The organism is Bacillus sp. MYb56, from assembly GCF_002976445.1.
In the GTDB taxonomy this organism is placed as follows: Bacteria; Bacillota; Bacilli; order Bacillales; family Bacillaceae_G; genus Bacillus_A; species Bacillus_A mycoides.
Window position 1 is genome coordinate 164,035 of sequence record NZ_PCOH01000008.1, and the last position, 24,478, is coordinate 188,512.

A 24,478-nucleotide genomic window follows, 5' to 3' on the forward strand; every position below is an offset into this window, starting at 1 on the left:
TAATGAGGGGGATTAAATATTTGAAGTCAATTTTTTATTAACGAGTTGTTCTATAAAAAATGTTCCTTTTTCAATTGCAGTCTCAATATAACCAACGATTTGATCAAATGAAAACACTTGTAAGTTTTCGTGCAAGTGTTGCTCAGGATATAGCATATCTTCAAAAATATATTGCCGAAAAGCTAAAACATTCTTTCTAGAAATCTCCTCTATATTCACAATGTTAGCCTCTTGATTAAGTAGGGCGAAGAGCTGCTGTTCTTTATCGTAATGATGCAACAATTGTGCGTTCAATAATTTAAAATCGTTATAGTACATAGGTGCGATAGTTTCGTCGTTTTCTATTCTGTTTTTAAGCCAAGGTAGAAAAAAGCCGCTTAGCCAATTATCATCGGCAATGAGGTGGGTATAATAACCTAAAATATAAGGGGAATCCAGATGATCTTCGTATTTATGAATAAATGAATCATAATCTATTCTTCTCGTATAGTTCTTCGTTGTACCAGCGTAAAAATGTGAAGTTCCTTTTTCTTTTTTTGAATGAACAGCATCAGGAGCTACACCACCAAGTAAGAAAGAAGTTTTATCTTGAATAGAAAGTTTCTCAGCAATACAGTTAGCGATAATGATATGCATAATTCGTGATCCCATGAATAACACCTCTATTTCATGTATTCATTTTAGGGAGCTGTCTGAACGTGTAGTATTACTTTCCCTGTACTTTGTCTACTTTCGACCCATTCATGTGCTTTCCCTGCATCTTGAAGGGGAAAAGATTTCGTAGCCTTAATTTGTAAACTTCCATCGCGTAAATAACGGAAAACTTCATTCGCAGTTTCTTGAAGCAATTCAGGACGTTTTTTCCGTGTAGTGCCAAAGCTGAAACCGAGTATAGAACGGCAACTTGCGTGTAAATCTTTCGTTTGAAAACTACCAACTTCTCCGCTAGCATTGCCGAAATGGACGAGGCGACCGTAATAAGCAAGGCAGTTTAAACTTCTTTCAGAAACAGTTCCAGAAATAGAATCTAAAACAATATTAACGCCTTCTCCGTGTGTAAGCTGATTTACCCTCTCTACAAAATCTTCATCTTGATGACAAATAACATAATCAGCGCCAGCATCTAAAGCAATTTTTCTTTTTGCTTCACTTCCGACAGTCCCGATTACTTTTTTAGCCCCTAATAATTTTGCGAGTTGAATCGCGGTAGTACCAATTCCTCCAGCAGCTGCATGAATTAGAACAGATTCACCTTGTTGAATCCTTGCAACATTTGCGAGTAAATTATAGCTTGTAAAAGATACGATAGGGCAAGCGGCTGCAGTTTGGAAATTAACTTCATCAGGTAATACAAAAGTAAGATTTTCGTTCGCGACAACATATTCAGCGTAAGAGCCATTTTGAGGAAAAGTAATGACACGCTGGCCAGGATGAATGTTTTTTACATGAGAGCCTACGTGTTCTACAATACCAGCTGCATCTATCCCTGGAATAAAAGGTAAGGATTTGTTTCCTTTTTTGCCATAACGTGATTTAATATCGGCGAAATTAACACTAGTAGCAACAACGCGAATTAAAACTTGATTATCTGAAATTGTAGGAATATCCATGTCCGTATATTTCAACACTTCAGGACCACCGAATGAAGTTACAACGATAGCTTTCATATACATCCTCCTAAATTTGACTATATATATTATTTTAAATCTTCATTAGGAATTGGAAAATTATATAATTGTTATGCAGGGTTATAAGTGAAGCTTATGAAGTTATTGCATCATTATATTAATTTATTTGAAAAATCTTTGAAAGAAATCGAACGAAATATCGTTTGCTTGCCAATATATAGTGTAAGACAAAGGAGGGATGGTACATGAAAGATGAAACAGTGTATACAGATTTAATCCAATTAACTTTATCAGGCAATAAAGAAGCGTATAGCGAATTGTATGATAAAACGATTCAAGAAGTATATAAGACAGCACATTTTTTAATAGAGGATAAAGCAGATATAGATGATGTCGTTCAGGAAATATACATACAGCTATATGAATCGCTTCGTAAATATGATAGTGAGAAGCCATTTCGTCCATGGTTAATTGGACTTGCGATTAAACAAATCCATTCTTATAGAAGAAAGAGGTGGATGCGACTGCGAATTGTAAAAAAAGCAGAAGAGCAAAGAAAACCAGTAGAAATTGATTTTTCTAGCGATGTTGTAAGTAAAATATCAAACCAAAAATTAATTGAACTCATTCATAAATTACCATATAAATTGAAACAAGTTATTATCTTAAGATACTTACATGATTACTCACAAGAAGAAGTAGCACAAATATTACATATTCCAATCGGTACCGTGAAATCTAGAATTCATGCGGCCTTAAAGAAACTACGTCAAAAAGAGCAAGTAGAAGAAATCTTTTTAGGAGAGGTAGGGAATGTGAAATGAGCTTAGATTGTAGAGTTAGAGAATCTATACAAGAAGAAGCGAAGGGGATTATTGCCCCGCCGGAGTTAAAAGAAAAAGTAATTGTTCAAATAAAAATGAAGAGCGGGGGAAGTAAAAGGAAGAAGCGCCTTATCGCAGGAGTGCTTGCAGCCGCATTTTTAATCCCGACGACTGGTTTTGCTTATCAATCTATTATGGCAGATGGTATATACGGATCTTTTGAAAACTTAAAGAAGCATGCCGGAAGTTTAACATTAGAAGGATACATGCGCTTTAGTGCGAAATTGTCACAAGCGGAAAATGAAATGGGTGCAAAAGAATATGAAGAGTTTACAAAAGAACTAAAGAAATTAACGAATGCAAAGCTTGAGTACGGGGATTCGAACGGTAATATTGATTATGATCAATTATCACCAGCTAAAAAAGAGGAAATGAAAAAGGTAGAAATGGAACTTCAGCCGTATTTTGATAAATTAAATGGCCATAAATCTAGTAAAGAAGTATTAACTTCAGAAGAGTATGAACAATATATGGAAGCGTTAATGTCATATCAAACTGTATTAGTAAAAGCGAAATCGAGTGGTGGGATAACAGTAGAAGAAGTACCTGAAGCTTATAAAGAAAGATTTATTAAAGCAGAACAGTTTATGGAGTATGTAGATGAAAAGGTGAGATAAGTAAAAAAGCTCATAGCTTAAGCTGTGAGCTTTTCTTATTGAAACGTAAATATATTAACCACCTATTCCTTTTGCTAGCAATAAGAAATATACAAATATTAGTATGACTCCATTTAATGTCGTACCAACTATTTTAAATAGCCAATTCTTTGATGCGATCGCAAAAATAATACCGAGTAATGAAAGAATACTTAGAAGCACAATAATTAATGTTAAATTTGAATTAGGTCCTCTTAAAATAAAGAAAGAACATATACTTGTGATAAACGTTAGAAACGAGAAAGTCCCTAATTTCATAATAAGTCTCCCTTGTTTGAAATGTATTTTGATTTAGTGCGCGACTTTCTTTAGTTTAACATAAATTTCCTATTACCAATTAAATATATGAACAATAAAAAACGAGTATAAAATCTATGCGATTTCATACTCGTTTTGTTATTACTTAAATTTCCTTACCACATGTATAGCAACTCTTACAAGGAGTATTGCACTTATAAATAACCCAGCATAACCAACGGCACTTAAAAATTGAACATTAGGTTCTTTTGCATACAAGTCAGGGGCAGAATTACCTTGACTTGCTTAATAAAGTGAAAGTGGGAAATCACTTAGTTATATTCCTTACTATTCTCCTTGTCTTTTTGTATCAAACAATCTAAAAGTGAGTAACCAGCTATTAAACTAATAATGGTAATGAAAGTTGTATTCACAAGAATAATATTAGTTAAATAAGGTAGGTATTTACCAACTGGTGAAAAGAGTAGAGCTGGAGAAAAGGCAATGAATAGTGTTGGCAACGTAATAGCGATAAACTTATCCGGCTGAAAGTTCCAGTTTTGTTTACTCGTTTCGCGATTAATTGATTGTAGGAATCGTAATAAAATGCCGACCAAAAGAGGGAAGAGTGTAAAGTAGAATAATCTTGGATAGACGTTAAAGTTCACTTGCGCGTCTGTATCTAAATAAAATTGAATTTTAACACCTACAACTAATAATAAGATGATAAATAATGTAAAGCAGAGGTATAGTATCACTTTTTGCATTCCATTCCACCATCCTTTATTAAAAAATATATTCAAGGAGCGAAGATATATACGATAATGGCGTTGTATATATCTTCGTTTTCTATTAGTTAATTGTGGATTTTGTTTGCTTCGTTAAGTAATCAATAATTCCCATCGCGCTAATTTCTAAATCAAGATGTAAAATGTTATAAACAGAATGATTGGATGGAACATTTAGCTTTGTAAGATGAGTGGAGACTTTCTCCAGTAGTAAAGATTGTAATGCCTTAGTAGCCTCATCAAAATCAGTATGTTTTTGAAAAATTTCATTTCCAGTATTAACGAAAATAGGTAACCAATGTTCAAGTTGGTTATATACTTCTGTAACATTGGATGATGCGCCGTAATGACCGAAATAAATAGTATCTACATTCATACTTTGAATATGATTTTTAGAAGCAATCATCGCATCTGGCTGGAATTGTGAAGGAGACGTTGATGGTAGATATAGTTCTACATCAAGGTCTGCGAGTTCTCTATAATAAATTCCTATTGTATCACCAGTAAAAATGCCGTTTGTTAATGAATCGTGAATGCTAATATGGTGCTTCGCATGTCCCGGTGTATCATAAAATGTGAGTGTACGGTCTTCTGCAATTTTTAATGTATCACCATTTTGTACAATATGAACACGTTCTTCTTCAATTGGAAGAATTGGATCAAAAAGTTTATCAAAATCTTCTTTGTACACAGCTTTTGCGCCAAGAATTAGTTTTGTTGGATCAATCATATGACGAGCCCCACGCGGATGCACAAATAGAGTAGCATTTGGGCACTTTTCCATCATTAACCCTGCTGCGCCTGCGTGATCTAAATGAACATGTGTAACGATAATGTTTTTTACATCATTTAAATTAATATGTAATTGCTGTAAGCCGTCTAAAATATAGGGAAGAGAAGGGGCCGCACAAGTTTCAATTAAAGTAATATCGTCACCTAATAAAACGTATGTACCTGTGCGTTCATCATGTTGTAAGTCATAATCATCAATAAGATATAGATGAGAAGATAGTTGTTCTACTTTTTTCATACTTACCACTCCTTATATACGGTATGTATCTATTATACGCTAAAAATAGAAAAAGACAGAAAACGAAAGCTCGTCTTCTGCCCTTTTGTAATGTAGTTATTTCGTTTGTTCTTTATTGATAGACATAACGAACAGTCCAACAATGCCACCAACGATCGGAAGCATAATTTCTCCTGCTAAATTAAAGTAGGAGCTTAAAAATAAACCATTTACATCGATTACCCAGCCAATAACATACAATAACATCATATATAGTACGAAATAAAACTCGCGATTTGAAATCGTTTCATGTTGTGCAGTTTTCATAATGAACACCATCCTTTTCTATTATAATGGAAATATAAACTGTCACATTTTGTTCACAAATTAATTGTAAAAATTTCCATCATAAAAGTCTAGTATATTGTGTCGAATTTTCGAACGAAAATAAAGCGCTATCATTACGGTATGTGAATACGTAATAAGAGCTGTATATTCACGAATGTAGTATAGTATAAACATAGAATGATAGTGAAGAGAGGGGTATGAACAATGACAGTTTATGATTTTTCAGCTAAAACAATAACAGGAGAAGAAAAATCGTTAAAAGATTACGAAGGAAAAGCACTTCTTATTGTAAATGTAGCTAGTAAATGTGGATTTACACCACAATATAAAGGGTTACAGGAAGTATATGATAAATATAAAGACCAAGGACTAGAAATACTCGGTTTCCCTTGTAATCAATTTGGGGGACAAGAACCAGGCACAGAAGCTGATATTACTAGTTTTTGTGAATTGAACTACGGTGTGAACTTCCCAATGTTTGCAAAGATTGATGTAAAAGGTGACAAGGCTCATCCTCTCTATACATACATGACAGAACAAGCGCCAGGTTTACTCGGTATGAAAGCAGTGAAATGGAACTTTACTAAGTTTTTAATTGGAAAAGACGGGAAAGTAGTAGGACGTTTTGCACCGCAGACGAAGCCGATGGATTTAGAGGTTGAGATTGAGAAGGTACTTGGGGAATAATTAGGAGTTTCACTTTATTAAAAAACGCCTCAAAGAACAATGTAGCTCTTTGAGGTGTTTTCTTTAAACTCACATTATCAAGATTAAATCACTCTATCGTAGTCGTTTGATTTAGGCAGAGAAGCTGCTTTTTTCATAAGCACTTCCCATAAGTGTACGGATGTCTTCCATTCGGCTGCGGCCTGTTCCTTTTGATACATAGCGTTCTCATAACTGAAAGTAAGTTGTTGCATATCGGCCGAGTTATAAAGTGTATCGATGTGGAGAGCGTATTCTCGGAATGTTTGACTTTCACCCCGTGGTATGCCGATTCTCGCAAATTGGTTTAAAAGTGTACCGTAAGCTTTTTGATAAACAGCATCATCTTTTCGGTATTTATAGAAAAGAATAATAAAAAATGTAATCCATTTCATTTTAGTGGTGAAGAGAATGTATCCGATGATACTAATCGGTATCGTAGAGAGGAATACGTACCACCAAGAAAAATCATTTTTGGAATTTGTGATCTTTTTAGTAGAGGCTTCTTCTGTATTTTCTATTAAACTTTTGAGCTTTGCTTCATTGTTCCGTTGGTGTATTGGCTCGTTATTAGAATTATTTACTTCGTTATTTTGTGAAGTAGAAGCAGGAGTATTATTTGTAAAATTATAGGGATTGGTAAATCCTTTTGTTGGTTCGAATGGAATCCATCCGTATCCTGGGAAATATACTTCGACCCAAGAGTGTGCGTTATTGTTCGCGATTGTATAAACATTCTCACTTTCTGTACTAGCAAGTGTATTCTCCAGAGTTCCTTCTGTAAATCCTTTTACCCAGCGAGCAGGAATCCGAGCAGAACGAAGTAACACAATCATAGATGTCGAAAAATTATTGCAGTAACCGCTTTTTGTATCGAAAAGGAATTGATCTACATAGTCTTGGTTTTTGGCAGGGTATAAGACATTCATTGTTTCGTATACAAAAGAATTGTCTGTAAAGTAATTTTCAATAGCTAATACTTTATCATATCGGTTGTCTTTATCATTTGTAAGATTGACAGCCAAGTCTTTTACTCGCTGCGGTAATGATTCGGGAAGTTGTGTGTACTTTGTCATGAAATAAGGACTTGTTTCATGACCTTCATTCGTTTTTACAGATTTCAAATTTTCTATGGAAAACTCCGGAACCTCATATGTTACTTTATACGAATTTAAAGTAGTAGAAGAGTCTCCGTGCATCGTATAGATTTTTTCTGAAAATGGGTCAACGCTGTATGATACATCAGAAGAAGCCTCAACTGATACTAATCCTGCTGGATAGGTAAGGTGAGGATAACTTTTTTGCATGGTGATTGTTGCCTCAGTTATCTCCGTTTTTGTATTTGGTTCGTACCAGCTCACGACGTCGTTTTTATTTTTAAAAGAAACTTTTTTTCGATTTTCAGAAACATCCCAACCTTTTCCTGTATAAAAATCTTTTGTTTCTACTCTCCAATATTGTTTGTTTTGCGTTTGTGCTGTAAAAATAATTGTATTATCCGGCTTAAAAGGACCGCCTAATTGCGAGTCATCTAGACCATATCCAATTTTAGAAACTTCTTGTTCTTTACTTGCTTCAGATGTGTTGAATTTTAAAAAATCCATTGGGTTTGGCCATTGAGGGCCAAATTTTGGAGCAAAGTATGCGATAGTTGCTGACAATACAATAAATATTGTAAGAGGTCTAAGTAATTTTGAGATTTCTCTAGCAAAATTTTGTAAGTGTTCCATCTCTCTTATTCGTTCTATGCGAAGAAGACTAAGCATAAAAAAGCCGATGACAACAGTACGAATAATAGCGTAGTTTGCATTGTATAAATGTAAGTTATGAAAAATGGTGATATAAATAATAGTCAATATAAGAAATAACAACCCACGTTTTTTATGAATCATCCAAAAAGAGATGAAAGCACTCAAAAACCAAAAGGATAAAAAAAATAAAAGTGTTGGAAAAACGGGAGAAATATCTAGCAAATTCCCCTGGAAAAACAGAGAGGAATTTCGAGAAATATCAGCAAAAAATTTCGTTAGCCAAGATGGATTTATAAAAGCATTTTTATAATACAGGAAATGAATGATGAATAAGATCGTGACGATCTTTATTGGAATCTGCCACCTTGTTTGAAAAAAAGAGAGAGTGAAGCAAATTCCTATAAATATTACAAAAATATCTAATCTACCTACGTTTGTAATACCTATAAGGGGTCTTAGCCATTCTAGTAAAAGTAGAAATGCACATACATGCATGAAGAATCTGCTCATATCCCATTTGTATTTTGTTCGTAATGTTATCATTTGCTCACCTCAAAAAACACGTTTGTATACCGGTTCCCATAAACCACATTTACAAATATTTTTCGTTTTTGTAGAGTTTCTAGAATACTTAGTTCTCGATGTGAGAGTTGATTTGCTTTTTCTTTCACGACAACCACCATTAATTTTCTATTTTTAATAGCGGCATAGTCAGCCGCCTTTTGAATATCGGGAGAAAGATCGCTTGTCACGAGTATAATCGTTACGGGCTCATAAATTTTTCTTAATTCCATTTCTACACTCCGGGAGAGCGGGAATACACTGTCTGCTTGTACTTTCGCTAAATGACAAAAGATTTGTTGTAACTGACTATCTCCATTGTCTAAAGGGAAAAAAGTTCGTTCTTTTCCGACAGACACGAATGACGCTGGTGAATTTTGCTTCAAGACAGCCCTTACAATAGAGGCGGAAAATGTTACGACTGATTCGAATAGAGGGGACTCAGTTCTGTCCATGAATATCATGATATTATGGCTGCGCTGTTGTTCAAACTCTTTCGTCATAATATTGTTTGTTCGGGCAGTTGCTTTCCAATCAATCCATGAAAAGCGGTCACCAGGTTTATAGTCTCTGACACCGACAGAGATTGTAGAGTCTTTTGCTAAATTTATATTTGCTGAAAGCGCTCCTTGTTCGAAATGATTTTCCAATTGTCGATACGTTATATCTACGTACTGGGGATAGATTAAAAATGTATCTGGAACTGAAAAAGTTACTTCTTTCTCCATCATACCGAATAGATCACCAGTTTTGACACGTACGCTTGAAAAAGTGTGCTCTCCTCTAGGGATTGTGTCAATTGCATATTGAAACGAAATATTTCGTTTCAATCCTGGAAAGAGTATTACCTTATTCACCTTCGTTTGTCTACAATTTGTAAATTGTGATGGCAGTTCATCTTCTATAATTAAATAAAGTAAGGGGAAAGGAAATCTTCTTTTTATTGTAATAGTGCTTAAAAATTGTTCTCCTGCTGCATATTCGTTTTGGTTTGTTATTCGTTTTACTTCAGCGTCTCGTAAAGCGTAGAAGGGAAGTAGTAGTGAATAAAGGCCAATAGGAATCGTACTGTAAAACAAAAACCAACTTACAAATCCTCCTTGAAGCATAGCGTATACAAATGTTAAGACTAGGCATAAAGGTATTAGCAATAACTTCGTAACGTGATATAGCGCCCGTAGTAGTCGTTTCATCAAAGGTTCTTCGTCCTTTGAGTCGGCACGGTAGTTCGTGCAACGATTTTGGCGATAACTTGTTCTCCTGTTATTCCTTCAAATCTTGCTTCCATTTTTAGAATGAGTCTGTGAGCTAAAACGTAAGGCGCTAAAAATTTAACATCGTCTGGAATAACATAATTTCTGCCATGGATGAATGCATAAGCTTGTGAAGCTTTCATTAAAGCGATTGAGCCGCGTGGACTTGCACCTAGCTGTATAGAACTATAAGAACGAGTCTGACTAACAAGCTTTACAATGTAATGCTTGATTGCTTTGTCCATGCTTACTTCCCGTACGCTTTGTTGTAAATAAAGTAATTCTTTTATTGTAGTAATAGCTTGTAAATGAGAGAGTGGATTTGTTTTTTCCATCCGGTTTAAAATTTCAAATTCTTCTTCTGGTGTAGGATATCCCATTTTTAGCTTCAACAAGAAACGATCGAGCTGAGCTTCTGGTAAAGGATATGTTCCCTCATATTCGACCGGATTTTGTGTAGCCATTACAAAGAAAGGTTTTGGTAACGATCTTGTAATGCCATCTATTGTGATAGTGCCTTCTTCCATACTTTCAAGTAAGGCAGATTGTGTCTTTGGAGATGTACGATTAATTTCATCAGCAAGTACAAAATTCCCCATAATCGGTCCAGGCTTGAACTCAAATTGGAGTTCTTTTGGATTATAAATAGAAACACCTGTTACATCTGACGGCAGTAAATCAGGTGTGAATTGAATACGCTTGTAATCAGCATCAATTGATTTAGAAAGAGCACGTACTAGCATTGTTTTCCCAACGCCAGGAACATCTTCTAATAGTACGTGACCTTCAGCTAAGAGAGCTGTCAAAGCTAAGATCGTTTCTTTTCGTTTTCCGACCATTAATTTTTCAATATTGGTGATTATTTTTTCTACTATGGGATGTAATGAATCAAGCTGGGGCATCGTAATCCTCCTAATTTTATTATCGTTTCTAATTCATTTTTATGTTAAAGAAAAGGAGTTCCTTCATTTTAATGCAGTATAATAGTAATCTAAGAGGTAAGTAGGAATGGTTTATATAAGTTCATATTGAGAACTTATATAAATAGGAAAAACTTAAATGTTAAAAAATCATGGTGATATACTTTATAATTTCTATGTCCCCAAAGGAAATCCTACTCATAATTTTATGAATATTCAGATTATGCATGTAGATAACATCTAGTATAATTGTTTCCGTAATTAAGGGCAATACAGTAAATAATGATTTGTAGTTTTATCCCTCTATTTGCGGGCTGATTAAAGTTTCACTTTATATAAAATATGTCTTGATAATAGTATCGTTGCAGAAAAGTAAATTCCTTATAGCGTTATTGAAGTAGTATCAAAACTCTTTTTAATATATTTATATAAAAACGTAGGAATTTCTCCTGCGTTTTTTCTTATGCAAAAAAAGGTGAATCCTCCAAATACTATTCTCCTAATAAGCCCACCGCTGACCGAAATCTTCACAACAAAACAAAGTAATCTTTACTTATAAATGTTTCCCCTTAAACCGATTTCCAAATGAATTTATGACAATCTCTTGAACTGTGCGAAATGTCACATCTGTATTTTACAACCTCTCTTATAGTAAGGGTATGTAAGAGAGACGTATTAAAGGAGTGAACAGTATGAAGAAGAAACCTTCAGCACTAATGAGACGTTTAAAATATTTTTCACCAATAGATCGTTATAACGATAATCATACACAAGAAACATATGAAGATCGTGAATGGGAAAATGTGTACAGAAAGCGTTGGCAGCATGATAAAGTAATCCGTTCTACACACGGTGTGAACTGTACTGGTTCTTGTAGCTGGAACATTTATGTGAAAGATGGAATTGTAACATGGGAGGGTCAAGAGCTTAACTATCCAACAACAGGTCCTGATATGCCTGATTTTGAACCACGAGGATGTCCGCGTGGAGCGAGCTTTTCTTGGTACATTTATAGTCCGCTTCGTGTGAAATATCCGTATGTACGTGGTGTTCTATGGAGTATGTGGCAAGAGGAACTACAAAATAACGAGTCACCACTAGACGCTTGGAAAAGCATTGTGGAAAACCCTGAAAAAGCACGTACGTATAAGCAGGCACGTGGTAAAGGGGGATTCATTCGTGCGAATTGGGATGAAGTATTACAACTCGTTTCTGCTTCATTACTATACACAGTAATTAAATACGGTCCAGACCGAAATGTTGGTTTTTCACCAATTCCAGCAATGTCGATGTTAAGTCATGCAGCTGGTAGCCGCTTTATGCAACTTATGGGTGGACCAATGCTTAGTTTCTATGATTGGTACGCAGATTTACCACCAGCTTCTCCGCAAATTTGGGGTGATCAAACTGATGTACCAGAAAGTAGTGACTGGTATAACTCTGGTTACATTATGACATGGGGTTCAAACGTACCGATGACGAGAACACCAGATGCTCACTTTTTAGCAGAGGTTCGATATAAAGGAACGAAAGTCGTTTCTGTAAGTCCTGACTTTGCCGAGTCTACAAAGTTTGCAGATGATTGGATTAGTGTGAAACAAGGTACAGATGGTGCACTTGCAATGGCAATGGGGCATGTGATCTTACAAGAATTTTACGTAGATAATCAAGTGGAATACTTCACAAAGTATGCGAAGCAATATACTGATTTTCCTTTCTTTGTCACATTGAAAGAAAAAGGAGATCAATTCGTTGCTGATCGTTTCTTAAATGCTTCTGATATTGGACGCGAAACGAAGTTAGGGGAATGGAAACCTGTAATTTGGAACGAGAATACGAATGATTTTGCAACACCTCACGGCACAATGGGATCACGTTGGGATAACGAAAAGAAATGGAACTTACGTTTAGAAGATGAACAGACAGGTGAAACGATTGATCCACGTCTTTCTTTACTTGGAATGGAAGATAGTGTTGAAACAGTGCAAATTCCGTACTTCTCTGATGATGGAAATACAATATTAGAACGTACAATTCCAGTGAAAAAAGTTATGACAGAAGAAGGCGAAGTGTGCGTTACAACTGTATATGACTTAACGTTAGCAAATTACGGTGTGAACCGAGGGCTCGGCGGGCAAGAACCGAAAGATTTCAATGATGATGTACCGTTTACACCTGCATGGCAAGAGAAAATGACCGGAGTAAAGCGAGAGCTTATTATTCAAATTGCTCGTGAGTTCGCGCAAAATGCAGTTGATACGAATGGCCGCTCGATGATTATTATGGGAGCTGGTATTAACCATTGGTTTAACTCTGATACGATTTATCGCGCAGTTTTAAATCTTGTACTTCTCGTTGGAGCACAAGGTGTAAACGGCGGCGGTTGGGCACATTATGTTGGTCAAGAAAAATTACGACCAGCAGAAGGATGGCAAACAATCGCGATGGCGAAAGATTGGCAAGGGCCACCGAAATTACAAAACGGTACATCTTTCTTCTATTTCGTAACAGATCAATGGCGTTATGAAGATACACCTGTTGGACATTTAGCATCACCAGTTGAGGGCAACTCTCGTTATCAACATCACGGTGATTACAACGTATTAGCAGCACGACTTGGCTGGTTACCTTCTTATCCAACATTCGAGAAGAATGGAATTGAATTATATAAAGAAGCTGTTGCTGCTGGTGCAACAACACAAGAAGAAATCGGAAAATACGTTGCACAAAAACTAAAAGAAAAAGAACTGAAATTTGCGATTGAAGACCCAGATAATAAAAACAACTTCCCGCGTAACTTATTCGTATGGCGTGCAAACTTAATTTCAAGTTCCGGTAAAGGACACGAATATTTCTTAAAACATTTATTAGGTACAACAAACGGATTAATGAATGACGATAGTGACTCATTACGACCAGAAGAAATTAAGTGGCATGAAGATGCACCTGAAGGGAAGCTTGATTTACTCATTAATTTAGATTTCCGTATGGCTGGAACGGCGCTTTATTCTGATATCGTCTTACCTGCTTCAACTTGGTATGAAAAGCATGATTTAAGCAGTACGGATATGCATCCATTTGTGCATCCATTTAATCCAGCAATCGGTTCACCGTGGGAAGCACGCTCTGACTGGGATATTTTCACCTCTCTTTCTAAAGCTGTGTCAGATTTAGCGAAGAAAATCGATCTTGAACCAATGAAAGAAGTCGTTGCAACACCACTTCTTCACGATACACCGCAAGAATTAGCGCAACCACTTGGCAAGATTAAAGACTGGAGCAAAGGTGAGTGTGAACCGATCCCAGGTAAAACAATGCCGCAAATTCATGTTGTCGAAAGGGATTATAAAACGATTTATGACAAGATGACAGCGCTTGGACCAAATACTGGAAAACAACCGATTGGTACGAAAGGGATTTCTTGGTCGGCAGAAAAAGAATATGAGCAATTAAAGAATCGATTAGGAGTTGTTCGAACGGATTCTATTGCGAAGGGGTGCCCAGACATAAAAGAAGCAATTAATGCTGCTGAGGCGGTATTAACACTTTCTTCTACAACAAACGGTCATATGGCGGTAAAAGCATGGGAAGCGCTTGAAAAACAAACCGATTTAAAACTACGTGACTTAGCAGAAGAACGTGAAGAAGAATGCTTCACATTTGAACAAATTACAGCGCAGCCGAAAACAGTAATTACTTCTCCAGCCTTTACGGGTTCTGAAAAAGGTGGACGCCGTTACTCACCATTTACAACAAATGTTGAACGTCTTATCCCGTGGAGAACGATAACTGGTCGACAATCTTTCTACTTAGATCACGACATGATGAAAGAGTTTGGTGAAACGATGGCAACATTTAAACCAATTTTGCAACATAAACCGTTCCGTAAATCACGACCTGAAGTAGAAGGGAAAGAAATTACACTAAACTATTTAACACCGCATAATAAGTGGTCGATTCATAGTATGTACTTCGATTCATTACCGATGTTAACGCTGTTTAGAGGTGGTCCAACTGTTTGGATGAACAAAGATGACGCGAATGAAGCTGGTGTTGCTGATAATGATTGGATTGAATGCTTTAACCGTAACGGAGTTGTCGTAGCGCGTGCTGTCGTAACGCACCGTATACCGAGAGGAATGGCATTTATGCACCATGCGCAAGATCGTCACATTAACGTGCCTGGTACGAAATTAACAAGCACCCGCGGGGGAACGCATAATAGTCCAACCCGTATTCATGTTAAACCAACACATATGATTGGTGGATATGGCCAATTAAGCTATGGATTTAACTACTATGGTCCGACGGGGAACCAGCGTGACTTAAATGTCGTAATCCGTAAACTGAAGGAGGTAGATTGGCTTGAAGATTAAAGCGCAAGTCGGAATGGTAATGAACCTAGATAAATGCATCGGCTGCCACACTTGTAGCGTAACATGCAAAAACACCTGGACAAATCGTCCAGGTGCTGAATATATGTACTTCAATAACGTAGAAACGAAACCTGGAATTGGTTATCCGAAACAATGGGAAAATCAGGAGAAATACAAAGGCGGCTGGGAATTGAAAAATGGTGAAATTCAGCTGAAATCTGGTTCGAAAATGAAGCGTCTTATGAATATTTTTCACAATCCAGATCAACCAACAATTGATGATTACTTTGAACCTTGGAATTATGATTATGAAACATTAACAAATAGCCCGCAGCGTAAGCATCAACCAGTTGCTCGTCCGAAATCAGCAATTACGGGTGAATTTATCGACAAAATTGAATGGGGTCCAAACTGGGAAGATGATTTAGCAGGCGGACATATAACAGGGTTACAAGATCCGAACGTCAAGAAAATGGAAGAAGGAATTAAAACGGATTTTGAAAATGTCTTTATGATGTATTTACCACGTATTTGCGAACATTGTATGAATCCATCTTGCGTTTCTTCTTGTCCATCGGGTGCGATGTATAAACGTGAAGAAGATGGGATTGTTCTTGTGGATCAAAATGCATGTCGTGCATGGAGATTTTGTGTATCGTCTTGTCCGTATAAAAAAGTATATTTTAACTGGCAAACAAATAAAGCTGAAAAATGTACAATGTGTTTCCCTCGTATTGAAGCTGGTGTGCCAACAATTTGTTCTGAAACATGTGTAGGACGTATTCGATATATTGGGGTAATGCTATATGACGCTGACAAAGTAAAAGAAGCAGCTTCTGTTGAAGATGAAAAAGATTTATATGAATCTCAGCTTACTGTTTTCCTAGATCCAAATGATCCAGAAGTAGCAGCTGAAGCGAAAAAACAAGGGATTCCTGAAGAATGGATTAAAGCGGCACAACAGTCACCAATCTATAAAATGATTATCGATTGGAAAATCGCTCTTCCTCTTCATCCAGAGTACCGTACAATGCCAATGGTTTGGTATATCCCGCCGCTTAGCCCAATTATGAACATGGTGGAGGGGAAAGGTAGTAACTGGCAAGCAGAAGAGATTTTCCCTGCTATTGATAATATGCGTATTCCAATTCAATATTTAGCGAATTTACTCACTGCAGGAGATGAATCACATATTCGTCTTACATTGAAAAAATTGGCTGTCATGCGAACACATATGAGAGCATTGCAAATTAATAAAGAACCAAATAAAGCTGTATTAAAAGAACTCGGTTTAACGAAAGAAGATGTAGAAGATATGTATCGTCTTCTTGCTATTGCGAAATATAAAGATCGCTTTGTTATCCCGACGTCTCACCGCGAACAAGTTGCAGATTTATATAGCGAGCAAGGAAGTTGTGGTTTATCTTTCGCAGGTGGGCCAGGCTCTTGTACGACAATTTCTTAAAAAAAAGGGGGCAGAAAACTATGAAACAAAGTTTACAAACAGCTTTTTCTTGTTCTTCTTTTCTTCTCTCCTATCCTGAACTAGGTTGGAGGGAAGCTTTACTAGAATTACAGGAAGAGATTCAAGAAATTGAACAGGAAGAAATCAGAGCATCACTTACAACATTTATAAAAGAAGCGCTAAATAAAACAGACAATCAACTTATTGATTCTTACGTCTATACATTCGACTTTGGAAAGAAGACAAATATGTATCTTACCTACATGAAAACAGGTGAACAAAGAGAGCGTGGAATTGAATTATTAGAGTTAAAACAGCATTATCAAAAATCTGGTTTTAACGTAACAGATAAAGAACTACCTGATTATTTACCGCTTCTACTTGAGTTTCTTGCAAACGCGAATGAAAAAGATAGCGAGCCAATTATGAGTAAATACACGGAAAATATACAAGCGTTGCACGGGCAATTAAAAGAAGCAAACTGTATGTATGAACCAATTCTCGCCGCTGTTCTACTCGCTATCAATACATGGGGTGTACAGGCAAATTAGAAAGGAGAGTTGTCAAAATGATGGATCAATTTCTATGGGTATTGTTTCCCTATATCATTTTTGCAATCTTTATCGGTGGACATATTTTCAGATACAACTATGATCAATTTGGATGGACGTCAAAATCTAGTGAACTATTAGAAAAGAAAATGCTCCGAATCGGAAGTCTATTATTCCACTTTGGGATCATGTTCGTCATTGGTGGTCATGTTATGGGGATTTTAATTCCAGAGTCTGTATACCGTTCAATAGGTATTTCTGAGCATATGTATCATGTAGTAGCAATTAGTTTCGGGCTTCCGGCAGGTGTTGCTTCTATCATCGGTTTAATTATATTAACGTACCGCCGTGTAACAGTAAAACGCATCATTGCAACGAGTACAAGGGGAGATTATATCGCGCTTATTTTATTATTAATCGTAATGCTAGCGGGACTTTCTTCAACCTTTTTAAATATCGACTCAAAAGGGTTTGATTATCGTACAACAATCAGTCCGTGGTTCCGAAGTCTCTTTATTTTCCAACCGAAAGTTGAATATATGATGGAAGTACCAGTATGGTTTAAAATTCATATAATTGCAGGTATGGGTCTATTCGCAGTATGGCCATTTACTAGACTTGTCCATGTATTTAGTGCCCCAATTAAATACTTAAGCCGTAGTTATGTGATTTACAGAAGACGTATTCCTAATGAATTGAAAAAATAATGCCACAGTAAACGAATAGAAGTTAGCAACTAACATGAAACGAGGTCTAATGGAAGGCCTCGTCTTTTTTAGGAAATAACTGTATGCAAGAAAAAAAGAGTAGCATCTAAATAAGATGCTACTCTATGCTACAAACAGAGGCAGAGCAATCTTCACAAGCAATTTCACATTTTAAAAATTGTAAATCATGGATTGTAATCTTTCCTTTATGAATAGAAATCGTACCTTTTTTTTTCAAATCATTTAACATTCGATTTACGCTTTCACGCGAAGTTGCACAGAAGTTTGCAAGTTCTTGATTCGTTAATGGTAAATCGATGAGAATCCCATTTTCTTTTAACACACCATAACTATTTGTCATTCGAATGAGAGTAGAATATAGGGCACCTTTTTTGCCGTGTAATACTAGATCTCGGAACTTCGTTTGCATTCTTCTTAAATGTTCACTAATCCATTTCATAAATTCAAATACAAGAGCGGGTTTTTGGAGTAATGCTTTTTCTAAGGCTTCACGCTTTATAACGCCTACTTCAACATCTTCAAGGCATTTTGAATTTAATAAATACCTTGCATTTTCCGTGAACAATGTTAATTCCCCAATAATATCATTTTGTGAACAAATGCGAAGTGTTAATTCTTGTCCGTCAGCACTAAGTTTACTGATTTGCACTTTTCCAGAGTGAATGATATAAATTTCTGTCGCTTCCATACCTTCTTGAAAAATAAAACTCCCCTTATTGATTTGCATTTTATATTCAACAGATGAAAGTAACTCCTTTAAATCTTTGGATAATGCCGTACTGTTTGCCACAGCAATCACCTTTCTTCTTATAAGCAGTATATTTCTTATTTTGGATGTAATCATGATGAAATTGCAAGAGATATTTTTGAAAATAAAGTAAAATTTCAATGACCGTAAGGAAAAACGACCCTAAATGTCTAAAAAGCTACTTATAGTAAGGGTTTATATTATACGAATATAAGTTTTTTAGTTTAAGAAATTTTAGTATGTAAAGAGAATGGGACTAGAGATGTGAACAAAATTCGAACGGATTTGTGAAGAATTTTTGAATGGGGAAAGTAATGTGAGAAAAGTCACATTGAATATGTAGCTTCTTTTTTATAATGAAGGCAAATAAAAAATTTGAAAGCTTACTAATGATTGCAGTAGAAAAGAAGGGATATAGATGCACGAGAAGATGAAAGATTCTTTAGAGCGGCCACTTCAAGATTTACGTATTTCAGTTATTGACCGTTGTAATTTTAGGTGCACGTACTGTATGCCAGCTGAAGTGTTCGGACCTGATTATGCTTTTTTACAGGAAGAGTTTTTACTAACATTCGATGAAATAGAAAGGTTAGCGAGATTATTTATAAGTATGGGTGTTAATAAAATTAGACTTACTGGCGGTGAACCTTTATTGCGTAAAGATTTACCGAAGTTAATTGCAAGGCTTGCAAAGCTAGAAGGCTTAAAGGATATTGGACTCACAACAAACGGTATTCATTTAGCAAAACAGGCAAGGGCATTAAAAGAAGCGGGATTAAAACGGGTAAACATTAGTTTAGATGCGATAGAAGATCATGTCTTCCGAAAAATTAATGGACGAAATGTAAGTACAAAACCTGTATTGAAAGGAATTGAAGCAGCAAAAGCAGCTGGATTAGAAGTAAAAGTAAATATGGTCGTAAAAAAGGGGATGAATGATAGTCAAATTCTTCTAATGGCTCGTTATTTTAAAGAACAAGAAATTCAGCTTCGTTTTATCGAATTTATGGATGTGGGCAGTACGAACGGATGGAACTTTGAACAAGTTATTACGAAGGAACAATTAATAGAGAAAATTAATCGTGTATATCCGATTGAGCCTGTTAAACCTCGTTACTTTGGAGAAGTTGCGAAATTGTATCGATATGTAGGGAGCGATGCAGAAGTTGGATTTATTACTTCTGTTTCTGAATCTTTTTGTTCCTCTTGTACGAGAGCTCGTATTTCGGCAGACGGTAAGTTTTTTACGTGCTTATTTGGAACGAAAGGAACGGATTTGCGAACGCTTCTTCGAGAAAATATTTCTGATGCTTCATTATTAAAAATTCTCCAACATACATGGGAGTGCAGAACAGATCGGTATTCGGATGAAAGAACGGCTGAAAGTACAAATAAACGTCCAAAAGTTGAAATGTCTTATATTGGTGGATAGCGAAAGGCGGATTCCCTATGCAAGAGCGATATTCAAGGCAAGTATTGTTTTCTGGAATTGGTGAAATGGGACAAAGAAAAATAAGAAAAAAACATGTGCTCCTAATCGGTGCGGGTGCACTAGGAGCTGCAAATGCGGAAGCGCTCGTTAGGATGGGGATTGGGAAATTGACAATTGCTGACCGTGACTACGTCGAATGGAGTAATTTACAGCGACAACAGTTATATACAGAAGAAGATGCACAGCAGTGTAAACCAAAAGCAATTGCAGCGGCAGAACATTTAAGAAAGATTAATTCTGAAGTAGAAATTGTACCAATTGTAACGGATGTCACAATGCAAGAAATAGAAGAGTTAACAAAAGAAGTGGATCTTATATTAGATGCGACTGACAATTTCGATACGCGCCTACTTATAAATGACATTTCGCAAAAAGAAAATATACCTTGGATATACGGTGGATGCATTGGAAGTTACGGTGTAACGTATACAATTCTTCCGGGGGAAACACCATGCTTTCGCTGCCTAATGGATCATCCTATGGGCGGTGCAACATGTGATACAGCAGGAATTATTCAGCCAGCTGTACAAATGGTAGTTGCTCACCAAGTAACAGAAGCGATGAAAATATTGGTGGACGATTATAAGGCGTTGCGAGGAACAATGTTATCATTTGATATTTGGAACAATCAATGTATCTCATTAAAAGTAAACAGGCAGAAAAAAAGTACATGTCCATCTTGTGGGAATGTACGCACGTACCCAAGTTTAACATTTGGATCACAGATGAAAACTGAAGTGCTATGCGGGCGGAATACAGTTCAAATCCGTCCAGGAATAAAGAGAATTCTTAATTTAGAAGAAGTTCAAAAGCGCTTACAAAAAAGCGTGAGTGTCAAAAAAACTCCATATTTACTATCGTTTCTAGTAGATGAATATCGTTTTGTTTTATTTACAGACGGTAGGGCATTTATTCATGGGACAAATGATGTAAAAATGGCAAAACGATTATACGCAAAATATATAGGATGAACAGAAAGAGAGTTTATCCTTATCAAAACGAGGTGAAAAAAGAATGCTAGAAAAACGTAAACCAATTCCAGTAGCAGAAGCAGTTGCACGCATAATGGAGTATGCTCATCAAGGTGAAATAGAAAAGGTTTCTCTTATAGACAGCTACGGTAGAATGCTTGGAGAAGATGTTATTGCAGATCATGATGTCCCGCATTTCGATCGCTCTCCGTACGACGGATTTGCGATTCGAGCGGAAGATACAAAAGAAGCAAATAGCAGTAACTCGATTCAGTTTGAAGTGATTGGTGAGATCGGGGCAGGTTCTGTTTTTAGAGAAGAGGTGAAAGCATTTCAAGCTGTACGTATTATGACAGGAGCTGCAATTCCAGCAGGATGTAATGCGGTTGTTATGTTAGAGCTAACGGAAGGATTTGAAGAAAAAGAAAAGACTTATATGAAATTAAAACGCTCTTTCGCTGCTGGTGATAACATTTCTTTTAAAGGAGAAGATGTAAAACAAAATGCCATACTTGTGAAAAAAGGGATTTCTATTAACCCTGGAGTAGCGGCGCTTCTTGCTACGTTTGGTTATAGTTCCGTACATGTTGTAAAACAGCCGGTTATTGGAATTGTAGCGACAGGAAGTGAACTTTTAGAAGTACATGAACAGCTTAAACCGGGGAAGATTCGAAATAGTAATTCCTATATGATTGCTGCTCAAATTGAGCGAGCAGGTGGAATTGTACGCTATTATGGACAATTTGCTGACGATTTAGAGACGTGTTATGAGACCGTAAAAAGAGCAATAAAAGAAGTCGATATTTTAATTACAACTGGTGGCGTTTCAGTAGGAGACTATGACTATTTACCTGCTATTTATGAGAGATTACGAGCTAATGTACTTTTCAACAAAATAGCGATGCGACCAGGAAGTGTGACAACTGTAGCTGAGCTAGAAGGAAAACTATTATTTGGTCTATCTGGTAATCCTTCAGCTTGTTATGTCGGATGTGAATTATATGTTCGGCCAGTCATTGGAACATATTTGCATAGAAAAGATCCGCATGTATATCGTGCAGAAGCGATTTTACAGAAAGATTTTCCGAAAGCAAACCCATTTACTCGTTTTGTAAGAGGGAGAGTAGAAATTGTAGATGGCCAATTGCAAGCTACACCAGTTGGTTTAGATAAATCTAGTGCAATTTCTTCACTTGCAGAGGCGAATGCATTTATCGTCCTGCCGGGAGGAACGAGAGGATTTGAAGCAGGAATAATTGTTTCGGTATTATTATTGGAATCGAACATAGGAAGTGAGTGGCCGTGGAAAGAACCACTTCGATCATACAAGTAATAGAAAAATAGATTGCTAACTTATACAAAGGTAAGAGGTGCAAAATGACACATACGTATTATGAAGTAATTGATACACCTATTTCAATTGAAGAAGTTACAAACAAAGTAATTCGGTGTGAGTGTGGTGCGGTTACTACTTTCATTGGTACCGTCAGAGAATTTACGAAAGGACGTCGTACGCTATATTTAGAGTATGTAGCATATAAAACAATGGCGGAAAAACAGCTTGAGAAAATTGGTAATGAAGTAGAAGAGAAGTGGCCTGGGACATATGTAGCAATTACACATCGCATTGGTACATTGCAAATTTCTGATTTTGCTGTTGTTGTCGCCGTTTCAACACCACACCGGAAAGCAGCCTATGAGGCGAACGAATATATTATGGAGCGTATAAAACAAATTGTTCCGATTTGGAAGAAAGAGTTTTGGGAAGATGGTGAGTCATGGATAGGTGATCAGTTAGAGAAAATAGCATATGCAAATGGTGAGCCTGAAAGGGAGATGAGAACATGATTGAAGTACTATTATTTGCACATTTGCAAGAAGAAGCAAGTAAGCCGGCCTTGTACATAGATTGTGAAAATATTACGGTTGCTGAACTAAAGGAAGTTCTCATTAAGAAATACAGCGTAGCGATTTCAAACGAGATAATGGTCGCCGTAAATGAAGAGTATGCAAATGAGGATGACATTATTCAAACTGGCGATGTAGTAGCAATGATTCCGCCAGTAAGTGGTGGTTGATTCTTTTCAGCCTAATCATGTTAGGACGTGATTAGGCTGGAGAGAATGAATATAACTATGCATACATAGGAGGGAACAGGATGAAAAGTCCTAATTTTCAATTAAGTTTACAAACTTCTAATCTAGTTATCGGTTTTATGGTATGGGTTATCTTATCATCATTAATGCCATATATTAAAGCGGATATTCCATTAACTGCGGGACAAATTTCTATGGTCACAGCAGTACCGGTTATTTTAGGTTCTATTCTTCGCATTCCAATTGGTTATTGGACAAATCGTTACGGAGCAAGAAAATTGTTCTTTATTAGTTTTATACTTTTATTATTCCCTGTCTTTTACATTAGTGTTGCCAATTCTATGATGGATTTAATTATTGGTGGATTATTTGTAGGGATTGGTGGTGCTGTATTCTCTGTAGGAGTAACTTCTCTACCGAAATACTTCCCGAAAGAGAGTCACGGTTTTGTAAATGGTATTTACGGTGTGGGTAACGCTGGAACAGCAATTACTTCATTTTTAGCACCTGTAATTGCGACATCAGTTGGCTGGAGAACAACAGTACAGTGTTATTTAGTTTTACTTGCAGCATTTGCACTTATGAACTTTTTATTAGGCGATCGTAAGGAAAAAAAGGTGAATACACCATTAATGGAACAAATAAAAGGTGTATATAAAAATGAAAAACTTTGGTTTCTATGTATCTTTTACTTTTTAACATTTGGATCATTTGTTGCATTTACAGTATATTTACCAAACTTTTTAGTATCTCACTTCGGATTAGAGAAAGTAGATGCAGGCATGCGGACAGCTGGATTCATCGTATTAGCAACAATGATGCGCCCGATTGGTGGTTGGCTCGGTGATAAATTTAATCCATTTAAAATATTAATCTTCGTATTTATCGGCTTAACACTATCTGGTATTGTTTTATCATTCATGCCTAGTATGAACGTGTATACATTTGGTTGCTTACTAGTTGCATTCTGTGCAGGTATTGGAAATGGAACAATCTTTAAGCTTGTTCCAATGTACTTCTCTGAGCAAGCAGGGATTGTAAATGGGGTTGTGTCAGCTTTAGGTGGATTAGGAGGGTTCTTCCCACCATTAATTTTAACGTTACTATTCCAACTAACAGGTCATTATGCAATTGGATTTATGGCGTTATCAGAAGTCGCTCTTGCTTGTTTAATCATTACAGTATGGATGTATAGCCAAGAGAAGCTGTTAGTGATGTTAAAGAATCATTAATAAAGAAAAAGAACCCTCCTAAAGTGAACTGTACCCTATAAAATGGACAGTTTAATAAAAAAGCCCTGAAAAATCAAGC

The 24,478-nt window shown here is 36.3% G+C and carries 23 protein-coding genes; 13 read left to right on the top strand and 10 right to left on the bottom strand.

All coding sequences use genetic code 11. From position 1 onward, the window contains the following. Positions 1-12: 12 nt before the first annotated feature. Positions 13-651 carry a zinc dependent phospholipase C family protein gene (locus CQ058_RS12850; RefSeq protein WP_105589731.1) on the bottom strand — a complete coding sequence of 213 codons (639 nt, stop codon included), beginning with the start codon at positions 649-651 and terminating at the stop codon, positions 13-15. A gap of 29 nt (positions 652-680) precedes the next feature. Next, positions 681-1,667, bottom strand: a complete 987-nt coding sequence (locus CQ058_RS12855; RefSeq protein WP_002141439.1) for a quinone oxidoreductase family protein — start codon at positions 1,665-1,667, stop codon at positions 681-683. Between the two features lie 206 nt (positions 1,668-1,873). On the opposite strand from CQ058_RS12855, the gene CQ058_RS12860 reads away from it, so the two are divergent. Together CQ058_RS12860 and CQ058_RS12865 are read left to right on the top strand one after the other, a co-directional pair. Further along, on the top strand, positions 1,874-2,452 hold the full coding sequence (locus CQ058_RS12860) for a sigma-70 family RNA polymerase sigma factor (RefSeq protein WP_002031567.1): 579 nt from the start codon (positions 1,874-1,876) through the stop codon (positions 2,450-2,452). Next, positions 2,449-3,129 carry a DUF3600 domain-containing protein gene (locus CQ058_RS12865; RefSeq protein WP_105589732.1) on the top strand — a complete coding sequence of 227 codons (681 nt, stop codon included), beginning with the start codon at positions 2,449-2,451 and terminating at the stop codon, positions 3,127-3,129. The genes CQ058_RS12860 and CQ058_RS12865 overlap by 4 nt, the downstream gene beginning before the upstream one ends. Before the next feature lie 54 nt (positions 3,130-3,183). Here CQ058_RS12865 and CQ058_RS12870 read toward each other — a convergent pair whose 3' ends face one another. The 4 genes from CQ058_RS12870 to CQ058_RS12890 all read right to left on the bottom strand — a co-directional run bounded on the left by CQ058_RS12870 (position 3,184) and on the right by CQ058_RS12890 (position 5,529). Next, entirely contained in the window at positions 3,184-3,426 is a 243-nt protein-coding gene (locus tag CQ058_RS12870; RefSeq protein ID WP_002135917.1) for a hypothetical protein, read from the bottom strand. 311 nt (positions 3,427-3,737) lie between these two features. Then, positions 3,738-4,172, bottom strand: a complete 435-nt coding sequence (locus CQ058_RS12880) for a hypothetical protein (protein WP_002135918.1) — start codon at positions 4,170-4,172, stop codon at positions 3,738-3,740. Positions 4,173-4,257: 85 nt separating this feature from the next. After that, positions 4,258-5,223: an MBL fold metallo-hydrolase gene (locus tag CQ058_RS12885; RefSeq protein WP_002141446.1), complete on the bottom strand. Its 966-nt coding sequence runs from the start codon at positions 5,221-5,223 to the stop codon at positions 4,258-4,260. Positions 5,224-5,319: 96 nt separating this feature from the next. Further along, a complete protein-coding gene (locus CQ058_RS12890; protein WP_002127081.1) occupies positions 5,320-5,529 on the bottom strand; it encodes a DUF3925 family protein in 210 nt (69 codons plus the stop codon). 225 nt (positions 5,530-5,754) lie between these two features. Here CQ058_RS12890 and bsaA point away from each other — a divergent pair, with 225 nt between their 5' ends. Beyond that, a complete protein-coding gene (bsaA, locus tag CQ058_RS12895) occupies positions 5,755-6,237 on the top strand; it encodes a glutathione peroxidase (RefSeq protein ID WP_105589733.1) in 483 nt (160 codons plus the stop codon). A gap of 83 nt (positions 6,238-6,320) precedes the next feature. Here bsaA and CQ058_RS12900 read toward each other — a convergent pair whose 3' ends face one another. The 3 genes from CQ058_RS12900 to CQ058_RS12910 are packed head-to-tail and all read right to left on the bottom strand — an operon-like array spanning position 6,321 to position 10,722. Continuing rightward, complete coding sequence (locus tag CQ058_RS12900) at positions 6,321-8,549, bottom strand: transglutaminase TgpA family protein (protein ID WP_105589734.1); 2,229 nt, start codon at positions 8,547-8,549, stop codon at positions 6,321-6,323. Beyond that, positions 8,546-9,760, bottom strand: a complete 1,215-nt coding sequence (locus CQ058_RS12905) for a DUF58 domain-containing protein (RefSeq protein WP_105589735.1) — start codon at positions 9,758-9,760, stop codon at positions 8,546-8,548. Before CQ058_RS12905 ends, CQ058_RS12900 begins: the two co-directional genes overlap by 4 nt. After that, the gene (locus CQ058_RS12910) at positions 9,760-10,722 is read right to left on the bottom strand and encodes an AAA family ATPase (RefSeq protein ID WP_105589736.1); all 963 of its coding nucleotides are present in this window, start codon (positions 10,720-10,722) and stop codon (positions 9,760-9,762) included. The genes CQ058_RS12905 and CQ058_RS12910 overlap by 1 nt, the downstream gene beginning before the upstream one ends. A 710-nt stretch (positions 10,723-11,432) precedes the next feature. On the opposite strand from CQ058_RS12910, the gene CQ058_RS12915 reads away from it, so the two are divergent. The 4 genes from CQ058_RS12915 to narI are packed head-to-tail and all read left to right on the top strand — an operon-like array spanning position 11,433 to position 17,839. Further along, on the top strand, positions 11,433-15,116 hold the full coding sequence (locus CQ058_RS12915) for a nitrate reductase subunit alpha (RefSeq protein ID WP_105589737.1): 3,684 nt from the start codon (positions 11,433-11,435) through the stop codon (positions 15,114-15,116). Continuing rightward, positions 15,106-16,581 (top strand): nitrate reductase subunit beta, encoded by a 1,476-nt coding sequence (gene narH / locus CQ058_RS12920; protein WP_105589738.1) that lies wholly within the window; start codon positions 15,106-15,108, stop codon positions 16,579-16,581. Before CQ058_RS12915 ends, narH begins: the two co-directional genes overlap by 11 nt. Before the next feature lie 20 nt (positions 16,582-16,601). Continuing rightward, positions 16,602-17,132, top strand: coding sequence for a nitrate reductase molybdenum cofactor assembly chaperone (gene narJ, locus CQ058_RS12925; RefSeq protein ID WP_002031591.1), 531 nt, complete (start codon positions 16,602-16,604; stop codon positions 17,130-17,132). 17 nt (positions 17,133-17,149) lie between these two features. After that, the gene (gene narI / locus CQ058_RS12930) at positions 17,150-17,839 is read left to right on the top strand and encodes a respiratory nitrate reductase subunit gamma (protein ID WP_105589739.1); all 690 of its coding nucleotides are present in this window, start codon (positions 17,150-17,152) and stop codon (positions 17,837-17,839) included. 118 nt (positions 17,840-17,957) lie between these two features. On the opposite strand, the gene CQ058_RS12935 is transcribed toward narI, so the two are convergent. Further along, entirely contained in the window at positions 17,958-18,650 is a 693-nt protein-coding gene (locus CQ058_RS12935) for a Crp/Fnr family transcriptional regulator (protein WP_016120121.1), read from the bottom strand. A 376-nt stretch (positions 18,651-19,026) separates the two neighbouring features. Between CQ058_RS12935 and moaA the strand changes: the two genes are divergently transcribed. The 6 genes from moaA (at position 19,027) to narK (ending at position 24,399) form a co-directional block, all read left to right on the top strand. Further along, complete coding sequence (gene moaA / locus CQ058_RS12940; protein WP_002168528.1) at positions 19,027-20,040, top strand: GTP 3',8-cyclase MoaA; 1,014 nt, start codon at positions 19,027-19,029, stop codon at positions 20,038-20,040. A 17-nt stretch (positions 20,041-20,057) separates the two neighbouring features. Further along, the gene (locus CQ058_RS12945) at positions 20,058-21,071 is read left to right on the top strand and encodes a molybdopterin-synthase adenylyltransferase MoeB (protein ID WP_105589740.1); all 1,014 of its coding nucleotides are present in this window, start codon (positions 20,058-20,060) and stop codon (positions 21,069-21,071) included. Positions 21,072-21,114: 43 nt separating this feature from the next. Then, a complete protein-coding gene (locus tag CQ058_RS12950; protein ID WP_105589741.1) occupies positions 21,115-22,404 on the top strand; it encodes a molybdopterin molybdotransferase MoeA in 1,290 nt (429 codons plus the stop codon). A gap of 44 nt (positions 22,405-22,448) precedes the next feature. Beyond that, entirely contained in the window at positions 22,449-22,919 is a 471-nt protein-coding gene (locus tag CQ058_RS12955; protein WP_105589742.1) for a molybdenum cofactor biosynthesis protein MoaE, read from the top strand. Then, positions 22,916-23,149, top strand: a complete 234-nt coding sequence (gene moaD, locus CQ058_RS12960) for a molybdopterin converting factor subunit 1 (protein WP_002127098.1) — start codon at positions 22,916-22,918, stop codon at positions 23,147-23,149. The genes CQ058_RS12955 and moaD overlap by 4 nt, the downstream gene beginning before the upstream one ends. 80 nt (positions 23,150-23,229) lie before the next feature. Further along, positions 23,230-24,399, top strand: coding sequence for a nitrate transporter NarK (gene narK, locus CQ058_RS12965; protein WP_002031603.1), 1,170 nt, complete (start codon positions 23,230-23,232; stop codon positions 24,397-24,399). Positions 24,400-24,478 lie beyond the last annotated feature (79 nt).

Excerpts from the sequence above, each read along its gene's own strand:
- CQ058_RS12850 (WP_105589731.1), bottom strand. The coding sequence starts at position 651 with ATGGGATCACGAATTATGCATATCATTATCGCTAACTGTATTGCTGAG.
- CQ058_RS12855 (WP_002141439.1), bottom strand. The coding sequence starts at position 1,667 with ATGAAAGCTATCGTTGTAACTTCATTCGGTGGTCCTGAAGTGTTGAAA.
- CQ058_RS12860 (WP_002031567.1), top strand. The coding sequence starts at position 1,874 with ATGAAAGATGAAACAGTGTATACAGATTTAATCCAATTAACTTTATCA.
- CQ058_RS12865 (WP_105589732.1), top strand. The coding sequence starts at position 2,449 with ATGAGCTTAGATTGTAGAGTTAGAGAATCTATACAAGAAGAAGCGAAG.
- CQ058_RS12870 (WP_002135917.1), bottom strand. The coding sequence starts at position 3,426 with ATGAAATTAGGGACTTTCTCGTTTCTAACGTTTATCACAAGTATATGT.
- CQ058_RS12880 (WP_002135918.1), bottom strand. The coding sequence starts at position 4,172 with ATGCAAAAAGTGATACTATACCTCTGCTTTACATTATTTATCATCTTA.
- CQ058_RS12885 (WP_002141446.1), bottom strand. The coding sequence starts at position 5,223 with ATGAAAAAAGTAGAACAACTATCTTCTCATCTATATCTTATTGATGAT.
- CQ058_RS12890 (WP_002127081.1), bottom strand. The coding sequence starts at position 5,529 with ATGAAAACTGCACAACATGAAACGATTTCAAATCGCGAGTTTTATTTC.
- bsaA (WP_105589733.1), top strand. The coding sequence starts at position 5,755 with ATGACAGTTTATGATTTTTCAGCTAAAACAATAACAGGAGAAGAAAAA.
- CQ058_RS12900 (WP_105589734.1), bottom strand. The coding sequence starts at position 8,549 with ATGATAACATTACGAACAAAATACAAATGGGATATGAGCAGATTCTTC.
- CQ058_RS12905 (WP_105589735.1), bottom strand. The coding sequence starts at position 9,760 with ATGAAACGACTACTACGGGCGCTATATCACGTTACGAAGTTATTGCTA.
- CQ058_RS12910 (WP_105589736.1), bottom strand. The coding sequence starts at position 10,722 with ATGCCCCAGCTTGATTCATTACATCCCATAGTAGAAAAAATAATCACC.
- CQ058_RS12915 (WP_105589737.1), top strand. The coding sequence starts at position 11,433 with ATGAAGAAGAAACCTTCAGCACTAATGAGACGTTTAAAATATTTTTCA.
- narJ (WP_002031591.1), top strand. The coding sequence starts at position 16,602 with ATGAAACAAAGTTTACAAACAGCTTTTTCTTGTTCTTCTTTTCTTCTC.
- narI (WP_105589739.1), top strand. The coding sequence starts at position 17,150 with ATGATGGATCAATTTCTATGGGTATTGTTTCCCTATATCATTTTTGCA.
- moaA (WP_002168528.1), top strand. The coding sequence starts at position 19,027 with ATGCACGAGAAGATGAAAGATTCTTTAGAGCGGCCACTTCAAGATTTA.
- CQ058_RS12945 (WP_105589740.1), top strand. The coding sequence starts at position 20,058 with ATGCAAGAGCGATATTCAAGGCAAGTATTGTTTTCTGGAATTGGTGAA.
- CQ058_RS12950 (WP_105589741.1), top strand. The coding sequence starts at position 21,115 with ATGCTAGAAAAACGTAAACCAATTCCAGTAGCAGAAGCAGTTGCACGC.
- CQ058_RS12955 (WP_105589742.1), top strand. The coding sequence starts at position 22,449 with ATGACACATACGTATTATGAAGTAATTGATACACCTATTTCAATTGAA.
- moaD (WP_002127098.1), top strand. The coding sequence starts at position 22,916 with ATGATTGAAGTACTATTATTTGCACATTTGCAAGAAGAAGCAAGTAAG.
- narK (WP_002031603.1), top strand. The coding sequence starts at position 23,230 with ATGAAAAGTCCTAATTTTCAATTAAGTTTACAAACTTCTAATCTAGTT.